11 protein-coding genes are annotated in these 20,288 nt (G+C 66.8%); 2 read left to right on the forward strand and 9 right to left on the reverse strand.

Annotated elements, in window-relative coordinates; all coding sequences use genetic code 11:
- The first annotated feature begins 85 nt into the window (after positions 1-85).
- Together P3L18_RS06785 and P3L18_RS06790 are read left to right on the forward strand one after the other, a co-directional pair.
- Positions 86-1,330 (forward strand): DICT sensory domain-containing protein, encoded by a 1,245-nt coding sequence (locus P3L18_RS06785; RefSeq protein ID WP_079928481.1) that lies wholly within the window; start codon positions 86-88, stop codon positions 1,328-1,330.
- Between the two features lie 87 nt (positions 1,331-1,417).
- Positions 1,418-2,176, forward strand: a complete 759-nt coding sequence (locus P3L18_RS06790) for a VIT family protein (RefSeq protein ID WP_014358497.1) — start codon at positions 1,418-1,420, stop codon at positions 2,174-2,176.
- Between the two features lie 364 nt (positions 2,177-2,540).
- Here P3L18_RS06790 and P3L18_RS06795 read toward each other — a convergent pair whose 3' ends face one another.
- From P3L18_RS06795 to zomB, 9 genes are all read right to left on the reverse strand, one after another.
- Positions 2,541-4,088, reverse strand: a complete 1,548-nt coding sequence (locus P3L18_RS06795; RefSeq protein WP_006369242.1) for an acyl-CoA carboxylase subunit beta — start codon at positions 4,086-4,088, stop codon at positions 2,541-2,543.
- A 35-nt stretch (positions 4,089-4,123) separates the two neighbouring features.
- Positions 4,124-9,478: a polyketide synthase Pks13 gene (gene pks13, locus P3L18_RS06800; RefSeq protein WP_276113684.1), complete on the reverse strand. Its 5,355-nt coding sequence runs from the start codon at positions 9,476-9,478 to the stop codon at positions 4,124-4,126.
- A gap of 96 nt (positions 9,479-9,574) precedes the next feature.
- A complete protein-coding gene (gene fadD32 / locus P3L18_RS06805) occupies positions 9,575-11,497 on the reverse strand; it encodes a long-chain-fatty-acid--AMP ligase FadD32 (protein WP_006369240.1) in 1,923 nt (640 codons plus the stop codon).
- Positions 11,498-11,817: 320 nt separating this feature from the next.
- Positions 11,818-12,831: an LLM class F420-dependent oxidoreductase gene (locus P3L18_RS06810; RefSeq protein ID WP_276113686.1), complete on the reverse strand. Its 1,014-nt coding sequence runs from the start codon at positions 12,829-12,831 to the stop codon at positions 11,818-11,820.
- Positions 12,832-13,020: 189 nt separating this feature from the next.
- Positions 13,021-14,019 (reverse strand): cutinase family protein, encoded by a 999-nt coding sequence (locus P3L18_RS06815; protein ID WP_276113687.1) that lies wholly within the window; start codon positions 14,017-14,019, stop codon positions 13,021-13,023.
- 13 nt (positions 14,020-14,032) lie between these two features.
- A complete protein-coding gene (locus P3L18_RS06820; protein WP_249155133.1) occupies positions 14,033-14,575 on the reverse strand; it encodes a DUF732 domain-containing protein in 543 nt (180 codons plus the stop codon).
- Between the two features lie 246 nt (positions 14,576-14,821).
- Positions 14,822-16,234, reverse strand: a complete 1,413-nt coding sequence (locus P3L18_RS06825; RefSeq protein ID WP_276113842.1) for an alpha/beta hydrolase-fold protein — start codon at positions 16,232-16,234, stop codon at positions 14,822-14,824.
- 400 nt (positions 16,235-16,634) lie between these two features.
- Positions 16,635-17,657 carry an alpha/beta hydrolase family protein gene (locus tag P3L18_RS06830; protein WP_276113688.1) on the reverse strand — a complete coding sequence of 341 codons (1,023 nt, stop codon included), beginning with the start codon at positions 17,655-17,657 and terminating at the stop codon, positions 16,635-16,637.
- 335 nt (positions 17,658-17,992) lie between these two features.
- On the reverse strand, positions 17,993-20,248 hold the full coding sequence (gene zomB / locus P3L18_RS06835; protein ID WP_276113689.1) for a flagellar motor control protein ZomB: 2,256 nt from the start codon (positions 20,246-20,248) through the stop codon (positions 17,993-17,995).
- Between the last annotated feature and the right edge of the window lie 40 nt (positions 20,249-20,288).

Consider the following 20,288-nt stretch of genomic DNA (forward strand, 5'->3'; position numbering starts at 1 on the left):
CCGCCTGGCCGCAAGTAGTCGAACGACAGTCACCAGTGATTGTCCGGATCTTGAGGCCACGAGAGGCAGATGGACGTGGTAATCGATGACATCCCAGCCTGGTCAGATCGCAGCGGAGAGCGGATTCACCCTCTTCGATGATCTGGAGCTCCACATGCAATTCGCACCGGTGTGTCGATTGCACGACGGCGCCGTCGCCGCCGTCGAACTCACCCTGCGTGGTCCCACCGGGACGCGCCTGGGTACTGCAAGAGCACTGCGTCGCGCTGCCCGTCTGATGGAACAACACCAGGTCCTCGACCGCCGCAGGAACGAGTATGCGGCCACGCCGACGGCTCAGTCGATCGCCAAGATCCTGCCGTTGCTGGTGCCGATGGACCTCGAACTCATCGACGGCCTCGACGACGACACCCGCGAACGGCTCGAGCAGCGAGTGCTCGTGGTACTCCCCGACGCCGTCGAACGCAGTCCCCAACGCACCCTGGCGCGGGTCGCCCGGGCGCGGCAGGAAGGACGCATCGTCTGCGTCGACGGCCTGACCAGCAGCGATCAGGCGGCGACCCTGCTCTCACTCGTGGAACCCGACATCGTCATCACCGGCGCCGACCTCCTCGACGCCATCATCGAACCCGACGGCACCAACCTCGACCCGGCCCGGCTGGCGCACACCCTTGCCGCGCACACCGAACGTTCGCACGCCGTCGTCATCGCCGACGGTGTCGACACCGATGCCAAACGCGTCGCAGCGATGACCCTGGGTGCGTCCTTCGGGACGGGCGCGCTGTATCCGTCCGTCGAGTCACCGGCGGCGCTGCAGACCGCGACCGTCGTCGCACTGCCCGAGCTGCCCGTGTGGTCGACGCCGCCGCCCGAGGCGGCCACGCCCTACGCCATCGCCTCGGCGTCGCTGACGCCGCGACTGGGCAACAAGCGCCTCCTGATCGAGATGAGCAAGGCGCTCGAAGAGCAGGCCGCGATCGGTGGTGCCGCCATCGTCGTCGGGACCTTTCAGCACGCCCGGCATTTCACCGAGCGCACCGCGGCACGCTGGCGGGCCATGTCCGAACGGACCGGCCTGGCCGGTGTGTACGGGGTCGACCTCGTCGACATCCGCGACGGCAACGTGCATCGCGCGCCACTGGCCCCCGACGACGACCTGGTCGAGGAATGGAACGTCGCCGTGCTCGGGCCACACTTCGCCGCTCTGCTCTCGGCGCGCGATCAACATTGCGGCGCCGACGATCTGGACCGCACCTTCGACTTCGTCCAGAGCTACGACCGGCTCACCGTCACGCAGGCGGTGCACTCGATCCTGCAACGCTTCGCCTGAATCCGGTCTCGCCGCGTCGGCACACCCGCGGTGATGCTCAGCCTCACCTTGCTTGCGCGGAGCGGCTTTCGACGTTTGGGTGAGTCCATGACCCCTCTCGACGGCGCGGCTGCCGAGCATGATTCCGCAGAGCCGCCACACCAGCATTCGGGCGAACCCCATGCCGGGGGATCGTTGTCGAATCGTCTCAACTGGTTACGCGCCGGCGTGCTCGGGGCGAACGACGGAATCGTCTCGACCGCGGGAATCGTGATCGGCGTGGCCGCCGCGACCACCGACCGTGGACCGATCTTCACTGCCGGAATCGCCGGGCTCGCGGCCGGGGCGGTGTCGATGGCGCTCGGCGAGTACGTGTCGGTGAGCACCCAGCGTGACACCGAGGAAGCGTTGTTGGCCAAGGAGAGCCGCGAGCTCCGGGAGCAGCCGCAGGCAGAATTCGACGAGCTCGTCGGTTTGTACGAGGAGAAGGGACTCACGCACGAGACCGCATGCCGGGTGGCCACCGAGCTCACCGCCCGCGATGCCTTCGAGGCCCACGTCGACGTCGAGCTCGGCATCGATCCTCACGAACTGACCAGTCCGTGGCAGGCGGCCGCGTCGTCGGCGGTGTCGTTTCTCAGCGGGGCGCTGCTGCCGATGCTGGCGATCCTGATCCCGTCGGCGTCGCTGCGCATCCCGATCACCTTCGCCGCGGTCGTCGCGGCGCTGGCGATCACCGGATTCACCGGCGCTCGGCTGGGCGGCTCGTCACCATGGCGACCGGTGTGCCGCGTCGTGGTCGGCGGCGCGATAGCGATGATCGTGACATTCGCGATCGGTCGCCTCGTCGGGCATGCGGTGGGGTGAGCGGCGGGCGGAACCAGCACCAGGGCAAGGGGTCTCGAGGCCCGGCGCCCGGGGCGCCGGGCACCTCGACCATCGGGGGGAAAGGATCTCCCCCAGACCGGTGGCCGGGCACCTGGACCAGCGGGGGAGGAAGGACCTCCCCCAAACCGGTGGTCGGGCACCTAGACCAGCGGGGGGATGGATCTCCCCCAAACCGGTGGTCGGGCACCTGGACCAGCGGGGGAAGGATCTCCCCCAAACCGATGGATGGACCTCCCCCAGACCGATGGTCGAGGTGCGAGGAGCGATAGCGACGAGCCTCGAGACCGCCTGCAGCGGTGCTGGATCCGAACCACCGCACCCCGAGCGCACGCGAAGGGAACCGTCAGATCGGCATCAGGAAGTGCTTGCGCGGGGTGCGGATCGTCTGCTTGTCCCGCAACTGCGCCAACGCCTTTCGTAGCTGAAGTCGGGTTTCGGCGGGTTCGATGACGGCATCGATGTAGCCGCGCTCGGCGGCGAGGTACGGCGTGGCCATCATCGTGTTGTAGAAGTCGATGAAATCGCGGCGTACCTTATCGGCCTCGGCCGCCGACATGCCCTCGGTCTGGCGACGGGTGAGTACCGCTGCCGCCGACTCGGCACCCATCACCGCGATCTTGGCCGAGGGCCACGCGAAGTTGAGGTCGGCGCCGAGTTGCTTGGAGCCCATCACCGCGTACGCACCGCCGTAGGCCTTGCGCAGCACCACGGTGATCTTGGGGACGTCCGCCTCGACGTAGGCGTAGAGGAATCGGCCCGAACGTCGGATCGTCGCCTTCTGCTCCTCGGCGAGGCCAGGGAGGATGCCCGGGGTGTCGACGAGGAAGATCAGCGGGATGCCGAAAGCGTTGCAGATGCGGACGAATCGCGCCGCTTTCTCCGACGAGTCGGTGTCGAGGGTGCCTGCCATCACGCTCGGCTGGTTGGCGACCACCCCGACGGCATGACCGTCGACGCGCGCGTATCCGGTGATGATGTTGGGCGCGAACAACTCTCCGACCTCAAGGAACGCACCGTCGTCGAACAGCTTGATGATGATGTCGTGCATGTCGTAGCCGGCGTTGTCGTAGTCCGGCATGAACGAGTTCAGTGAGAGATCGGAGTCGGTGATCTCGGGCTCGAGTCCGGGATTGATCACCGGCGGTTTCTCATAACAGCTCGACGGCATGTACTGCAGATACTCGCGGACCCACTCGAACGCGGCCTTCTCGTCGGCGGCGACGTGGTGGATGTTGCCCCACCGTGCCTGGTTGTGCGCGCTGCCGAGGTCCTCGGCCGAGATCTCTTCTCCGGTGGTCTGTTTGATGATGTCGGGGCCGGTGACGAACATGTACGACTTGTCCTCGACGGCGACGAGGATGTCGGTGTTGGCGGGGGTGTACACCGCGCCGCCGGCGCACTTGCCGAGGATGATCGAGATCTGCGGGGCGAGTCCGGACAGCAGGTCGTTGCGCCGGCCCATCTCGGCGTACCAGGCCAGCGAGGTCACCGCATCCTGGATGCGCGCGCCGGCCGAGTCGTTGATGCCGACCATCGGGCACCCGATCTTGCCGGCCCACTCCATCAGCGCAGACACCTTGCGGCCGAACATCTCTCCGACGGTGCCGCCGTGCACCGACTGGTCGTGGGAGAATGCCGCGACCGGACGCCCGTGCACCAGGCCGTGACCGGTCACCACGCCGTCGCCGTATCCGGTCTCGGCGGCGCCGGGCATCTTGGCCAGGGCCCCGATCTCGATGAAGGTACCCGGGTCGAAGAGCATCGCCAGCCGCTCGCGCGGGGAGAAGATGCCCTTCTTCGCACGCTTGGCGACCGCCTTCTCCCCGGCCGGCTCCTTGGCGAGTTCGAGCTTGGCCCTCAGGTCGGCGAGTTTGGCTGCGGTGGTGTCCATGTGATCCTCTGCGTGGTCCGCGGTGTCGCGGTCTGTCACTTGCTGGTGGTGGAACCGACGGTACCGAGTCGGCGGGTCAGATCGGCGCCGATCCTGCCGATATACGGCTCGTCGACGATCGACAGGTGATCGCCGCCGATGTGGATGATCTCGAGGTCGTCGACCACCTCGCCCCACCGACCGTCTTCGTCGATCTCCGCCCACTGCGGCTCGAGTTCGATTGCGCCGTCGTGCATCTTGTCGGCGCGGTACAACACGACCTTGCCGCCGTAGGGCGTCGGAGCGATGTTGGTGAGTGCGCGGTTGTCGATGAACGAGGTGCGCTGGTGCTCGATGATGCCGCCGGGGATCTTGGTGCCCGACATCGACATCATCTCCATGATGATCGCGAACTGCCCCTCGTCGTCGGCCTCGACGAGCCGATCCATCGGGATCGGGATGTCGGCGTCGAGATCGTAGTTGCGGATCGCGAAGTCCTTCCAGCGCTCCAGTCGGGCCCGCTTGGTGTCGGGGGTCTCCACGACATCGTGGCGGGGACGGACGACGTCGATGAGACCGACGAAGTCGACCTCCTCGCCCTCGTCGCGCAACACCTGCGCGGCACCATAGGCGAGCGCGCCGCCGAGCGACCAGCCGACCAGAACGTACGGGCCGTGCGGCTGCAACTCGCGCAGGCGTGGCATGTATTGCCGCACACGCTCTTCGATGCTGCCCTCGACCCTGTCGAAACCGATGACCGGCACCGAATCCGGCAGCCGCTTGAGCAGCGCCTCGTACGCAGAGGTGTTACCGCCGGCGGGATGGAACAGCAGCACCGGCGTCGGATCACCGGCCTGCGGGTCGTAGGTCTTCTTCCCGTCGATCAGTCGCAGGTAGCGCACGAACCCGTCGGTGTCGGCGGCCGCGTCGAGGAACTCGCGAACATAGTTCGACATTTCCTCGATGGTCTCCGAATCGAGGATGTCCTCGACGTCGATGTCACCACCGGTGCGCTCGTTGAGCTTGTCGGTGAGCGCCTGTGCCACATCCTCTTCGAGGACCGGCAGCTTGTTGAAGATGCCGCCGGCCGAGCGTTTGGTGACCACCGCATACACCCCGAACGTGAGCCGTTCGGCGGCGTCACGCGGCGGGACATCGGAGCCCGCGGCCTCGGCGACCGCGGCCTGCGAGGTGAGGTCGGCGGGCTTCTGGGCGCTGTCGGCGGCAGTCGGGGCGCTGTCGGCGGGAGCAGTAGCGCTGTCGGCGGCAGCAGTAGCGCTGTCAGCGGCAGCAGGAGCGCTGTCAGCGGCAGCAGGAGCGCTGTCGGCGGCAGCAGGGGCGCTGTCAGCGGCAGCAGGAGCGCTGTCGGCGCGTTTGGCGTTCTGCTCGTCGATGTAGGCGTTGAGCGCGGCGGTGTCGAGTTCGCCTCCGCCGGCGGCATTCTCGGCGAGGTCGTCGAGTTCGTCACGGTGATGGACCGCGTAGTTCACGAACTTGGAGACATCGGAAAGATTCGCCTGCCGCATGGCCTGAAGTTGCAGCTGCGGGATATCGAACTCGAACTCGACGCGATTCTTGATGCGCACGGCCATCAACGAATCCAGGCCCAACTCGACGAGCGGGATCTCGCGGGGCAGATCTTCCGGGTCATAGCCCATGGATTCGCCGACGATGATCGCGAGCCGGTCGTCGATCGACTCACCGGACTGCGGGTCCCACTTGTTGCCGATGTCGTCGATGATCTCGTCCTCGACGACCACCGAGTTGTCGATGTAGCCGACCTTGCGCGGATCGATGGCGCCGTCGGCGTTCTGACGAGCGCCGTCGGCGGGCTGGAGGGCGCCGTCGGCGGGCTGGGGGGCGCCCTCGGCGGTACCGGTGACGGTGGCGCCGGTGACGACCGCCTCGAACAGCAGGCGGAAGTTCTTGTCGTGCTTGGCATGGACGGTCACCGACGCACCACCCGGGTGCGGACTCAGCGTCGTCGTAAGCGTGCCCTCGCCAACACCAGCACCGATCTCGCCGTGGGTCACCGCGGCACCGACCGCCGCCTCGGCGAGGACCTGAGCGGCCGCCGCACGGACCAGCTCACGCAGGTCGGTGACCGCACCGGCGTTGACCTCCCAGGCATGCCGGCCGTCGGGCAGCGCCACGTGCGCACCGGGGATCGATCCGCTGCCACCACCGGAATTCACGGTGGCCTTGAGCCAGTACGGCTTTCGCTCGAAACGGGTGCGCGGGATGTCAGCGAACGCGCGGTCGGCACCGGTGCCGAACAGCGACGCGACGTCCACGGCGTGACCGTGCACGTACAACTTCATCAGGGCGTTGATGACGCCGAAGCTCTCGTCTTCCTTGCGGCGCAGCGTCTCGATCAGCTCGGCGTTCTGAAGTCCGGCCGAGAACGTCACCGCCGCAACGGAGATCAGCACCGCCGGGTTGGGCGAGAGTTCGAGGAAGGTGCGGTGACCGTTCTCCACCGACTTCGCGATGGCCTGCGAGAACCACACGCTGTGGCGCAGCCCCTTGAGGAAGTAGTCGATGGTGTGCACCGGCTCGTGCCCGGGACGATAGAAGGTCTCGCGGTCCACCGAGCTGTAGAAGCCGACGGTCGGGCGCAGTGGTTCGATTCCGGTGAGCTCGTAGGCCAATTCGCCGAGCAGCGGGTCCATCTGCGAGGTGTGGCTCGCACCCTTGGTCTGCAGTTTGCGACCGAGTTTGCCTTCCTTCTCGGCGCGCTCGACGATGGCGTCGACCTGCGGCTCGGGACCACCGATGACGGTGTGAGTCGGCGCCGCATAGACGCAGATCTCGAGGTCCGGGTAGTCGACGAGGACATCGTTGATGTCCTCGGCGGAGTACTCGACGAGCGCCATCAGCCGGATGTCGTCGCCGGCGAGCATCGACTCGCCCTCACCCATCAGACGCGAGCGCTGACAGATCACCCGTGTCGCATCCTCGAGCGAGAGTCCACCACTGATGTAGGCGGCCGAGGCCTCCCCCATCGAATGCGGTACCAGCACACCGGGTTGCGCGCCGAAGTGGCGCAGCGTGTCGGCGAGGGCGACCTGGATGGTGTAGATGCCGACCTGGCTGGTCTCGATGCCGTAGGTCTGTGCGTCGTCGAGGAACATCTCGACGATGGAGTATCCGAGTTCACGCTGCACGAGGTGATCGACGCGGTCGGCGTACTTGGCGAAGACCGGGTTCTCGGTGTAGAGCTGTTTGGCCATCTTGCGGTGCTGCGACCCGAAGCCGCTCAACAACCACACCGCCGATGCGGCGTCCGGCGAATCCGCCGAGTACACAAGCGGATTGGCCTTGCCCTCGGCCACCGCACGCACACCCTTGACGGCGTCCTCGTGGGAGCGGGCCATCACGACGGCGCGCGACCGTCCGTGGTTGCGGTGGGCAAGCGCACGCCCGATGTCGGCGAGCGGGGTGGCTTGTCCGGCATCGGATTCGAGCCATTCGAGCAGATCGGCGGCCGCCTTGCGGCGCCGCGACGGCAGGAACGCCGAGATCACCAGCGGCACCACCGCCCCGTCGACCGCGCAGGGCGCGAAATCGTCGGCCGGATCACGTTCGGCGACAACAGCGTCCGCCTCGGGGGCGGCCGACTGTGCGGCGAGTACCGCACGTTCGGCCTCGGTGAGGAAGTCCTCGTCGTCGTCGAGGTCGGCGGCCGGCGTCTCGGCGGCGGCCGCGTCGGTCAGATCGGCGACGGCGGCCGGTTCCTCGAGGTCGCCCGGGAGTACCTCGCGGACGATGACGTGGGCGTTGGTACCGCCGAAACCGAATCCGGATACCCCGGCGATGGCGTGCCCGGAGTAGCGCGGCCATTCGGTGATCTCGTCGGTGACCTTGAGGCCGGTCGCCTCGAACTGGATGTAGGGGTTGGGTCCGGCGTAGTTCAGGGAGGCCGGAATCTTGTTGTGACCCATGGACAACACGACCTTGGCCAGTGCGCCGGCACCGGCTGCGGACTCCATGTGTCCGAAGTTCGTCTTGGCCGATCCGAGCAGCGCGGGGGCGCCGACGACGCGTCCGCGACCAACCACCCGGCCCAGCGCATCGGCCTCGATCGGATCACCGAGGATGGTGCCGGTGCCGTGCGCCTCGACGTAGTCGACCTGACGCGGATCGAGTGCGGCGTCGGCATACGCCGATCGCAGAACCTCCACCTGCGCTTCGGGATTGGGCGCGAAGATGCCGTTGGAACGGCCGTCGGAGTTGACCGCCGTACCGGAGATCACCGCGAGGACCTGATCGCCGTCACGGCGGGCGTCGGCGAGTCGCTTGAGGACGAACAGACCGCCGCCCTCGGAGCGCACCATGCCGTCGGCGTCGGCGGAGAAGGCCTTGATGTGCCCGTCCTTGGCGACCGCGCCGATCGTATCGAAGCCGACGGTGGCAGCCGGGGTGAGGATCATGTTGACGCCACCGGCCAGGGCGACCTCGGACTCGCCCGAACGCAGACTCTGGACGGCCTGGTGGACGGCCACCAGCGACGACGAGCACGCGGTGTCGATGGCGACCGACGGCCCGTGGAAGTCGAAGAAGTAGGAAACTCGGTTGGCGATGATGGAGGTGGCGGTGCCGGTCAGGGCGTACGCCGCGGTCTCGTCGGAGCCCTCACCGAGACCGAGCGCGGCCATCAGCTGGTAGTCGTTGGTGGAGGTGCCGACGAAGACGCCGACACTGCCACCCTTGAGATCGCTGGCCGGGATGCGGGCGTGTTCGAGGGCTTCCCAGGTCAGTTCCAGCGCGAGCCGCTGCTGCGGGTCGACCATCTCGACCTCGCGCGGGCTCATCTGGAAGAAGTCGGCGTCGAACGACTTGACGTCGTCGAGGTATCCGCCACGCAGATTGCGCTTCTCGAGGACCTCGGCCATCCGCGGGTCGGCCTTGAACTCGGTCCAGCGATCATCGGGGAGGTCGGAGATGCCGTCACGGCCCTCGATCAGGGCCTCCCACGTCGACTCCGGCGACTGACCGGCCTTCGGGAATCGCGTGGATAGCCCGACGATGGCGATGTCGTCGGCGTCGCTGCGCTCGCGCTCCCAGAAGCGGTCGTCGTCGGCGTCGATGCCCTCGTCGGGATCGCCCTCGATGATGCGCGTCGCCAGCATCGCAATCGTCGGATGGTTGTAGGCGACGGTCGCGGTGAGGATGACGCCGGTCTTGTCCTCGACGTCGGCGGCCAGCGCCACCGCATCGCGCGAGGACAGACCGAACTCCTCCATCGGGCGGTCATCGGAGATCTGATCGGCCGGCACACCGGTGGCCTGCGCCACCCAGTCACGCAACCAGTCGCGTAGCTCGGAGACGGTCAGCCCACCGGCGGTCTCCCCGTCGGTGCTGGTGGCGTCGACCTGGTTGTTCGGCTCGTCGTTATTCAGTTCAGACATCGTTTCTCAGGGTACTGGGCGACGGCTCGATGGCCGCGCGGGTTCGTGACGGCGGCCGGCCGACGCGGAGTGTGTGCGGCGAAAGGCTTCGCTGCGCTACACGCCCGCATCTGGGAAGGCCGTCTGCTTATACCCACCTCGCAGGCTGCCGTCGATGTAGGCGGCCTTGGTCGCGCGACGGGCGATCTTGCCGCTGGAGGTGCGTGGGATGGACCCGGCGGGGACGAGCAGGATGTCGCGGGCCATGACGCCGTGGCGTCCGGCGATGGCGGCGCGCACGGTGTCGGCGACTTCTTGCGGGTCGTGGCGTTTGCCCGGTCCGCGTTCGGCGACGATCACGAGTTGCTCGGAGGCGTCGTCGGGGTCGAAGGTCAGTCCGCTGGTGGATTGTTCGAAGACCACCTTGGGCAGTTCGTTGGCCGGGACCGCGAACGCCGCGACGAATCCGGGGCGCAGGGCCGGACTGGCTTCTTGCGCACTGAATTCGAGGTCCTGCGGGTAGTGGTTGCGGCCGTCGACGATCACCAGGTCCTTGACGCGGCCGGTGATGTAGAGCTCACCGTCGAGCCACACACCGTAGTCGCCGGTGCGCATCCAGGTCGCGTCGGCGGGAGCACCCTCGGTGTGGCTGTTCTGCGTGAGTGGTGTGGTGATGGTGTTCTCGAAGGTGTCCTTGGTTTCCTGCGGCTTGTTCCAGTAGCCGGCGCCGATGTTGAGGCCGTGCAGCCAGATCTCGCCGACCTCGCCGTCGGCCTTCTCGATGCCGACGCCGGTCTCGTCGTATTCGGCGGCGTCGACGATCGCGGCCCATTGGCTGAGCGCGACCTGTCCGCAGGAGACCTGGGCGACGGCGTTGGGCGCGTCGGAGTCGATGACCTTCATCCGCCCGGCATTGAGTTCTTCGCGGTCGACGTAGATGACCTTGGCCTCGTTGTCGCGTTGGGTGGCCGACACGAACAGGGTGGCCTCGGCCATGCCGTAGCACGGCTTGATAGCGGTCTTGGGCAGCCCGTACGGGCCGAATGCCTCGTTGAATTTCTTCATCGAGCTGACGGTCACCGGTTCGGAGCCGTTGATCAGGCCGATGACGTTGGAGAGGTCGAGTTTCTCGCCCTCTTTCGGCAGGCCGCGGGCGGCGGCGTGCTCGTAGGCGAAGTTGGGCGCGGCGGCGTAGGTGGGTGCGTTGTCGTCGTCGGCGGCGAGTTCGCGAATCCAGCGGCCGGGCCTGCGCACGAAGGCCTGCGGGCTCATGATCGTGATGTATTTGCCGCCGAGCGCGGGCAGGATCACCGTGAGCAGGCCCATGTCGTGGAACATCGGTAGCCAGGTGACGCCGCGGGCGTTGCGGTCGATCTCGATGCAGTCGTAGATCTGCAGGACGTTGGCGGCCACTGCCTGGTAGGTGATCTCGACACCGGCGGGCACGCGCGTCGATCCCGACGTGTACTGCAGGTAGGCGACGGTGTCCTTGTTGTGGTCCTTACCGGCGATGGGTGCGACCCAGCTCGAGCCGACGGAGTCGGGCACCGCGTCGACGGCGATGACGCGGGGACGCTCCTTGGCCGGGCGGTCGGCGAAGAAGTTGCGGACCGCCTCGGCGGATTTGGTGGAGGTGAGGATCGCGGTCGGCTCGCAGTCCGAGAGCACCGCGGTCAGCCGGTCGGTGTGACCGGGCTCGTCGGGGCTGAACAGCGGAACCGCGACGTTGCTCGCGTAGAGCGCGGCAAAGAAGCCGATCACGTACTCCAGCGACTGCGGGGCGAGGATCGCGACGCGGTCGCCGTGTTTGGTGACCTGCTGCAGCCGTGCAGCGACCGCCCGGAGCCGTTTGCCGAATTGCGCCCAGGTGAGGTCCTGACGTTCGCCCTCGCGCTCCCGGCTGTAGTCGATGTAGCGGTAGGCGAGTGTGTCGGCCGCGTCGCGGACGTTCCGCTCGACGTAGTCGACGAGTGTTGCGTCCTCGGTGAAGTGCAGCTGACCGTTCTCGTCGAGGAACTGCTCAAATTCAGTCTTCAGCATTCATTACTCCTGTGGCCCCCACGTTCCTGCCCCCAAATGGGCATATCGTGCGTACCTCGTGGCACACCCCGCGGCGCCCGACCGCGCTGCTCGGTTCAGTGTGACCCTCGAGTCGTTCCTTGCCGTGCACCGTTGGTCGTGTCGGTACCCATTCGTCCGTGGACCGCGTTGGTCGCGGTCGCACGACACTTCCCAACTCTTTCGCTCACTTCATGATCGTCATGTCCACCTTGACTCCACCGCAGTGTGATCACGCCACTGCAGCGGTCCTTCACCAGCGGTTGTCGTGCGGCTTTCCGCCCCCGGACCGAGGACACACTTTACTCTCCCTTGAGGAGCGAAATGACCGGCGCGAAGGCATCCATCTGCGTCGGGAACACCCCGACGTAGGACATCGAGGTGCGCCGCCGCACCGCCCGGATCTGGTCGGCGATCTCCTCGAACGATCCGATCGCGATGTACGGCGAGTTCAGCACGTCGTCGATGGTGAACTCGGTGTCGCGTTCGATGTTCGGCGGATACCCCTGCTCGAGTGCCTTGAGCGCCATCTCTGCAGTGGACTGCCGGTCGTCGGTGATGACGATGACCGCGATCGTCCAGTTGAGTTCGATCTCGGCGAAGCGATCGCCCGCGGCCTGCCGGATGCGGTCGACCCGCTCGGCGGTCTTCTCGATGGTCATGTCCGACAACTTCATCCGCCCGTCGGGGGTGGTGCCCGGCGCCACGGAGATGATGTCGGCGTGTTTGGCGGCCAGGGCGAGCATCTTGGGTCCGCCACCGCCGACGGCGATCGGCGGGCGCGGCCCCTGACGCGGTCGCGGGCTGCCCTCGAGCCCCGTGATCTGGTAGAACTCACCGTCGAAATCGACGGTCTCCCCGCGCATGAGCTTGTCGAGGATCGTCAGCGATTCATCGAGCCGTCGGATGCGTACACCTGGGGATTCGAACTCGATACCCGCCTTGTCGAACTCCTCCTTGAGCCAGCCCGCACCGATCCCGAGTTCCAGGCGGCCCTTGCTCAGGACGTCGATGGTGTTGGCCTCCTTGGCCAATAGCGCCGGATGCCGGAAGCCGTTCGCGAGAACCGACGTCGCCAGCCTGATGCGGTCGGTGGCCTGGCTCAACGCTCCCAGTGCGGCCAGCGGGCCGACCTGGTTGCCGAGGTGGTCGGGTACGGCAAAGGTGTCGTACCCGTATTCCTCGGCGGTCTGGGCCAACTTCACGAACTTGCGGGCGCCGCCCTCGTCCTTGTTGCCCTCACCACCGGCGCCGAACCGGAACGCGCGCAGCGTGGTCTCGCCGCCATCGGTCCCGGTGGTCTCGCCCTGGGTCATTGGTTCTCCTCGTCGCGTCAGCGGCGTCGTCATGAGCTCTCGTGGCCCCGCGGGGCGTCCCCATTCCGCAGGACACCGCCGAGCCAGCCCACAACGTTAATGCAGCAGGTCGGCGCCGCCCAAACGGATCGGTCCCCGCTCAGGGCCTTCCCAGCCACCCCGCAGCACGCGACGTCACGACATGGGTGCTCAGTTGTGCGCCGGACGCGGGGCCTCGTCGATGAGTCCGTTGACCCAGCCGCGCATCCACTGGGTCGCGGTCGCACCGTCGAGAGACCAGTACCGCGGCGTCGCATACATCGCGTGCACCGGGTTGTTGATCGCGCTCGCCAGTTGACTCACGGCACTCAAGGGATTCGACGCCGTCGGCGCGTCACAGATGAGATCACCTGGGGCACAGATGGATACAACCTTGCTCTGCAGATCCCCGAAGCCACCGGGACGCGGGCCGGTCATCGTGGTCCCCGGCACCAGCGACCCCATACCCGCGAGCGCGATCTCGGCACCGACGCCGGGCGGGTTGGGCCCGATGTCACGCTGATCGCCGGGCTGACGGCGACCGTCGGCGATGAGTCCGACCCCGAGGACGAGGTCGGCGTCGGCCTGCGGCAGGACGTTCCCACGACCGTTGCCGATCGCCGAGGCGAGGTCGCCGCCGATGACCGCACCCTGTGAGAAACCGACGATGACGTAGCGCGTCAGCGGGCAGTGCTCGTGGGTGGAGATGATCTTGCCCGCGGCACGCTTGTAGCCCTGGGTACGCGAGTCGTTGTAGCTGCTCTGCCGGTCGTTGAGGTTCGTGGGATTCCGGAACTCGGCGATGTAGGGCACCGTGTAGACCTCGGTGCGCGACTCGGGGAATTCACTCTTGATCGCCTTGGAGACGCGCAGCAGCAACGATGCCGGCTTGGACCTCGGATTCAGCGGATCGTCGTTCGGCGTGGACTCCCAGGTGCCCGGGATCACCAGCGTCAACACGTCGGCGCAGTCGGCGGGCTGGGCCTCCGGCCGGTTCGGTGGCGTCGTCGTCGATGGGCCACCACCGCGCGGCGGTGCCGGCGGGCCCTCGACGATGCCCTTGATCCAGATCACGATCAGCACGATCGCGATGACGGCGATCAGTGCGACCGCGAGCATCAGCAGGCGCAGCGCACGTGAGGTCCGTGAGCGTTTCTTCCGGGCGTTCACAGGTCGGTTGCCGCTAGCAATAGTTGTCCTGGGCGGCCTTGATCACCTTGTCGGCCTTGGCATTGGCTTCCGCGGTGTTCTGGGTGCCGGGCGCGACCAGTGCGGTGACGTACGCCTTGGTGGTCACCGGGTCGGTGTTCTTCTTCTGCGCGTCGCAGACGTAGGTCGCCAGCGACAGCGCGACACCGTTGTCGGTGTCACCGAGCAGCGTGACGTTCTGACTGCGCAGGGCCTGCAGGTATCGCTTGGCCTTGTCGTCGAGCGGCGCCCCGTCCGGCGCGGTGAGTTGTCCCGATGCCGGTGCCGTCGAGCCGGGGGTGGTCGCCGGCAGCGTGGACCCGCCGGTGGTCGGGGTGGCACCGGCCGAGGCCTGACCGGACTCCGGCGCGCTCGACGCCGATGCACTCGACGGCGCGGAGTACAGCGACGTCGTGGTGACCGGATTGCTGGTGATCGGGGCGCTCGCGGTGGAGTCGTCCGAACATGCCGCCAACGAACCCAGCGCGAACACCACGCCGGTCATCAGCACACCCAGCCTCAAGTACTTCGTCATCATCACTTCCTCGTCACGCATCACCGATGCCGCCTCGAACCCTCCGACCCCTGGTTCGACGAGAGGCGTGCCGGTGACCACGTACACACACGTGGTGGTTTGTCCCAACCGCCAGCAAGGCTACCCAACAAGGCGGACATGATTCGCCACCGGAGCCACCTCACCTGCGCAAACATCGCGATTCCACAGTCAGATCTCAGGACGCACACACGCGGCACCCGATGTGGGTGCCGCGTGTGTGAGCTGGATCTATCGCGCGAGTTGCGCGCCACCCTTCGGTGACCAGTTGATCCGGCCGTGTTCAAAGGTCTGCGTTTTGCCGCCGTCGCGACCCCACGGCATCTCACCGCTGGTCGGCAGCCCGAGTTTGCCGCCGGGGCCGCCCGCGCCGACATATGCCCCGCCGATCGCGCCGCCGACCACCTGCGGACCCTTCGGTCCGGTGATGATCCGCCCCTCCGCGAAGTCCTGGGCGCGTCCGCCGGGCACGCCGTACTCCGGCGTCAGGCACACTCCCAGCCGGGCCGGACCGGCGACCTTCTTGAACGCCGGGCTGACCCCGCAGGCCACCTTGTCACCGCTGAGGCCGAGCGCTGCCGCCGCCTGCGGCCAGGCCTGATGCATCTCGAATTCCCAGTAGGGCCAGGTGTGGGTACCCGACGCCCGGTAGACTGCCTGTCCGGGAATTCCCAACTGGTTCAACTTGATTGCGAACTGCTGCGAGGTGACCCGGGAGAGCAGCTCGAGTCCCACGCCGGAGTAGTTGGTCGCGAGCATCGGAATGTCGGACGGTTTGTCGTACGGGCCGACCATGCCGTTGCCCGACGAGATGTAGAGGCTCGTGCCCCGCAGTTTGTCGGCGAGCAGGTACGGGTCGTGGGCCTTCCACTCCGGATCGCTGGGCGGGCCGAACATCTTCATCGCGTCGTAGCCACCACCGTCACGCAGGGCGAACTGGATGGCCTGCGGCATCCCGTAGGACGTCAGCTGCAGGATGCCGGAGAACGACGCGGCGAACTTGTAGTACCCAGGGTTGCGTGCAGCGAGCATCATGGCGGCCGAGCCACCCATCGAGAGCCCCTCGATGCCACGGACATCCGTTGAGCGCCAATCACCTTCGATGATGGGCGGCAGCTCGTGCATGAGGAAGGTTTCCCACTTGTAGTTCTTGCCCTTGTCGGTTTCCTTCCAGTCGGTGTAGAAACTCGACTCGCCACCGATGGGCAGGATGACGTTGACGTTCTTGTCCTTGTAGAAGTCGACGACGTCGGTGTTGATGACCCAGCCGCTCTGATCGTCCTGCGCGCGCAAACCGTCGAGCATGGTCAGCTGCGGGAACCGCGCCGTCGGATTGGCCCACCAATCACGGGCCAACAAGATCTGGACCTGGATCTCGGTGTTCATCGACGGGGAGAACACCCAGAGCGCGACACGACGGTCGGTGTACCAGAACACCTTGGTGACGCGGGCGGGCTGGGTGGGCGCCGGGGAGGCCGCGGGAGTGGCCGCCGGAGCCGGGGCAGCTGGGCTCGCCGGGGCCGCCGGGGCCGGGCTCGCCGGGGCTGCCGGACTCGCTGGGGCCGGGGCCGGGGCGGGGGCACCGACGGCGTCCTGCTGACCGATCAGGGCCCAGCCGAGCGCCACCAGCACGACCACCACCATCGTGATGACGACTCGTGGCGTTCGCCGGCTCATCGCACCGCGAGGAGCCGTACGCCCACTCGTTCGCCCCGCACTCACTGTTCGCATACCCTCGCGCTCCTTCGCACCCCTGATGGTCGACGCATCGCGGTCGGCGACCGCGTCGACTCAGTGGCCCCTCAAGTCACAGAAATCTCACTGGTGTCATTACGCCTCAGGTGTTTCTTACACGTCGTGGCACGGGTTGGCGCGACGCCACGCTGTGGCGGGTGAGATTTTTGTGACTTCTGTGATGTGAGTTGCGTAAGCAGCCGGTCATGCCGGACCAACGAGTCAACCCCGGCCGACACCGTGTGGTGGCGGCCGGGGTTGTCCCGGGTGCTCAGTTGACCGCTGCTCAGTCGAGCAGTGTGCTACTCGATCAGTTGAAGAAGCCTCGCGAGTAGGCGTTCCAGACCATGTCCTGCCAGTAGCCCCAGGCGTGGGTGCCGTTGGCGTAGTAGCTCATGATCGGCAGCCCGTTGACGAAGGCGAGACCTTCGAATGCCTTGGCCTGGGTGAACGCGAGGAACTCCAGCGTCGAGCCCTTGAACAGGTCGTCGAAGACGTTCGGCAACGCGTTGTACTTGCCGAAGAGTCCGTTACCGGAACCGACGAACAGTTTCAGGCCCTGCATGCGGTTGATGCGCAGCGACGGGTCGTTGTCGTACCAGCGGCCGTCCCACGGCGGCCCCCACATGGCGTCGACGTTCCACGGCTGCGGTGCGACGTCGAGCATCGCCAGACGGATCATCGTGTGCATTCCGGGGGCACTGAGGAAGTTGTAGCCCGACAACGAGCCGGCGGCGTAGTAGAGATCGCGACGCTTGGAGGCGAGGACCAGCGCGGCATTACCGCCCATCGACACGCCCATGATGGCGTACTTGCCGTTCTTGCCCTGGAATCCGTTGGCCCGGAGTGCCTGCGGGAGGCGGTTGTTGATCACGCACTCCCACATGTAGCGGCTCTGCTGGCCGTTGAAGTTACTGGGCGCGTTCCAGTTGGTGTAGAAGCTGGCCGGTCCGCCGATCGGCTCGACGACGTTGACGCCGCGATTGACCAGCTCCTGGACGTTGGTGTTGATCTCCCAGCCGGAGAAGTCGTACTGGGCGCGCATGCCGTCGAGCAGGATGACGGTGCGCTTGTTCTGCGGCTTGAACCAGGTACGAACCTGGACCTTGCCGGGAGCCATGGACTTGTTGCCGAAGGCGCCGTTGGTGGGCATGCCGCAGGCGTCGATCCACAGCGTCTTGCGGAAGCCCGTGCCGTTGATGCGCGCATCGGCCTGGCCCGTCCCGACCACTGCTCCGATCAGACCCGCGACGGTCATCACGGCGACCACAATCGCCACGAACCGTGCACTGAGTCCCGTGGACGCCTTCGGTTTCAGTTCACCTACACCCATCGACCTGCATTCTCCCTCTGTCACCGGTTCCGACGCAGATCAGCCTTGCGTCGAACTCCGGACTACACCTCTGCGACGTCCGATCCCCCACACCGAACCCTCGCGCAACTTTGAGCACGAGGAACCCCCGGCAGCCTATTGCAGCCACCGAACCCTGACAAACTCTGTGATGTCTCTCACAGCTCTCTCAGGTTGGCGCGGACGGATCGGTCCCACCGCAGTTCTCACGGTCGGTCTATCGGTCGCACTGCGCGGCACGTTACCGATTCGAGATAATTTCTCGCAAGTTCCTCCGATGCTGCGCGAAGGTTCCTCACAGCGTTCCTCTTAACGGGTCAGCGCGGGTGGATGCGCGGCGGCATCGTCAGACCGCAGTGCTGGATCTCGTATTCGGGGTTACGGTCGATGCGATAGTCGTTGAACGTGAACGACTGGATCAGGTTGCTCTTGAACCGCTGCCACGTCCACGGCGCCTCGTACGAGGCGATCCGATCCCGGGTGGCCGGACACGTCAGGGCCACCTGCGCCTGACGTACGACGTCCTCGTCGAGGAACCCGGGCAGGATCGGGGCTCGCGATACCGCTCCGGCCTCTGCGACCACCCACTCGGTCGGCAGCACCTTGTCGTGCCCGATGCGGCCGTCGTCGAGGCGCTCGGTGTGCGCGGCGATCGGATACGCCAGCCCCATCTGGTCGATGACCCGCACGTTGAGCGGTGCATTCATGCTGGTCATGCCGAGATTGAGGAAGAACACCGTCAGGTGGCGCTTGTCCTGTGGGGTATTGGCGGGGAGGCGGGCGATGTACCACTGGTCGTAGTCGAAGGACGCGATCAGCACGCCGCCCTCCTTCTGATACTGCGCGATGTCCTCGACCATCGCCTTCATTCGCGGATAGTCGAGGTAATCCTTGGCGGTGACCGGGTTCTCGATGCCCATGTTGGTGACGTAGAAGCGTCGCTCGTCGACGATGCCGCTGCGGCCGATGTCGATGCCGGCGTTGGGCAGGACATCCTCGTGGACGATCGCCGCCCAGGCGATGGTGGTGATCCACATGGCCGCAAGGACGGTCGAGCCGACCAGCTGCAGGCGTGTGCGGCGGGCGCGCAAAGCGCCGTCGGCGTCAGCGGGAGCGCTGTCGGCGGAGGCGGGGGCGCCGTCGGCGTCCGCAAGAGCGCTGTCGGTGTCGGCGGGGGCGCTGTCGGCGGGGACGGGCCGGCGAGTGCGGCGGAAGGCCGCGGCGACACCGCGCACCGGGATGGTCACCGGAATCACCATGAGCGGCAACAACATCACGAACAGTGGTGTCAGCAGGACGCGGCCGTGCATGAAGTCGCCGCCCTGACGCAGCCAGTACAGACCGACGATGAGGCCGGCGAGCACCATCGCGGTGACCACCGCGCCCGGCGTCTGCAGACGCCGCGACCACGACGCCAACCGGCCACGTACCGACTTCGGGGTCTGCGACGGCGGCTCGGTGGGGCTGAGCTTGCGTGCGCGCACCCCGACGGCGAGCAGGATGCCCGCCATGAGCGCGAGGACGACCGGCAACAGCAACGTGTAGGGCCCGAAGAGGTTGGCCAGGTAGATGAAGCCCTGATGCCACTTGGAACCGCTGGCGTCCTTGGCGACGGCCGGGTTGGGGACCAACAGGGCGTAGTAGCCCATCCGGAAGATCTGGTAGCCCACCGGGAGGATCGCGGCGACGACGACGATGCCGACACGCATCTTCCACGTCTGGGGCGCCAGGAACACCAGCACCAGGGCGATACCGCCGATGACTGTGAGCTCGGGCCGAACCAACGGCGCCAGGCCCGCCCAGAAGGCGAGGAACAGTGTGGCCGCCGAGCCGGCGCGAGTCGCGTCGGCCCCGGAAGGTCGCCGACACCAGGAGATCAGCAGACACCACAGCACCGCGGCCCAGAAGATGCAGAGCCCGTTCTCCAGGCCGCTGGTCGCGAAATCGCGCGCCGGCGGCAACGCGATGTAAATGATGGGGCCGAGCGGAAGCAGCAGTGTGTAGCCGTCGCCGGTGATCCCACCGAGGCGTCGACGCAACAGGCGGGCGGTCCCGTACATCGCGATCGGCACCGCCGACACCGACAACACCAGCGCCACCCACAGGGCGACGTACTCGAGTTGGCCGTCGGTCACCCACGCCCAGAACCACAGCAGGTAGGTCCACGCCGTGGAGGTGTTGGCCTCAACCCGCTCTCCGGCGTTGAACACCGGCCCGTTGCCCGCGAACAGATTGCGCAGGGTGCGCAGGACGATGAGTCCGTCGTCGGCGATCCAGCGCCGCTGCCACGCACCGATCGCGAAGAAGGTGGTGACGGTGATGGCACCGATCAGGAAGCTGATGATGGCGGTCCACTCGCGGCCACCCCAACGCCGCCATGCGCCGACGTCGACCGTGCGCTTCTTTGCGTCGACCGGGCGCTCATCTTCATCGACTGGGCGCTCGTTGTCATCTACTGTGCGCTCGTCGTCGTCGACCGTGCGCTCGTTCGCGCCGACCGGGCGCTCTTCGTCGGGCTCGTCGCCGCCGAGATTCAGACGCAGCCACTGAGTGGGCGCGTCGTCCTCGGGCAACTGCCCTCGATCAGGTGACTGCCCGTGATCAGGAGACTGC

This window comes from Gordonia sp. N1V, assembly GCF_029269935.1.
Classification (GTDB): domain Bacteria; phylum Actinomycetota; class Actinomycetes; order Mycobacteriales; family Mycobacteriaceae; genus Gordonia; species Gordonia polyisoprenivorans.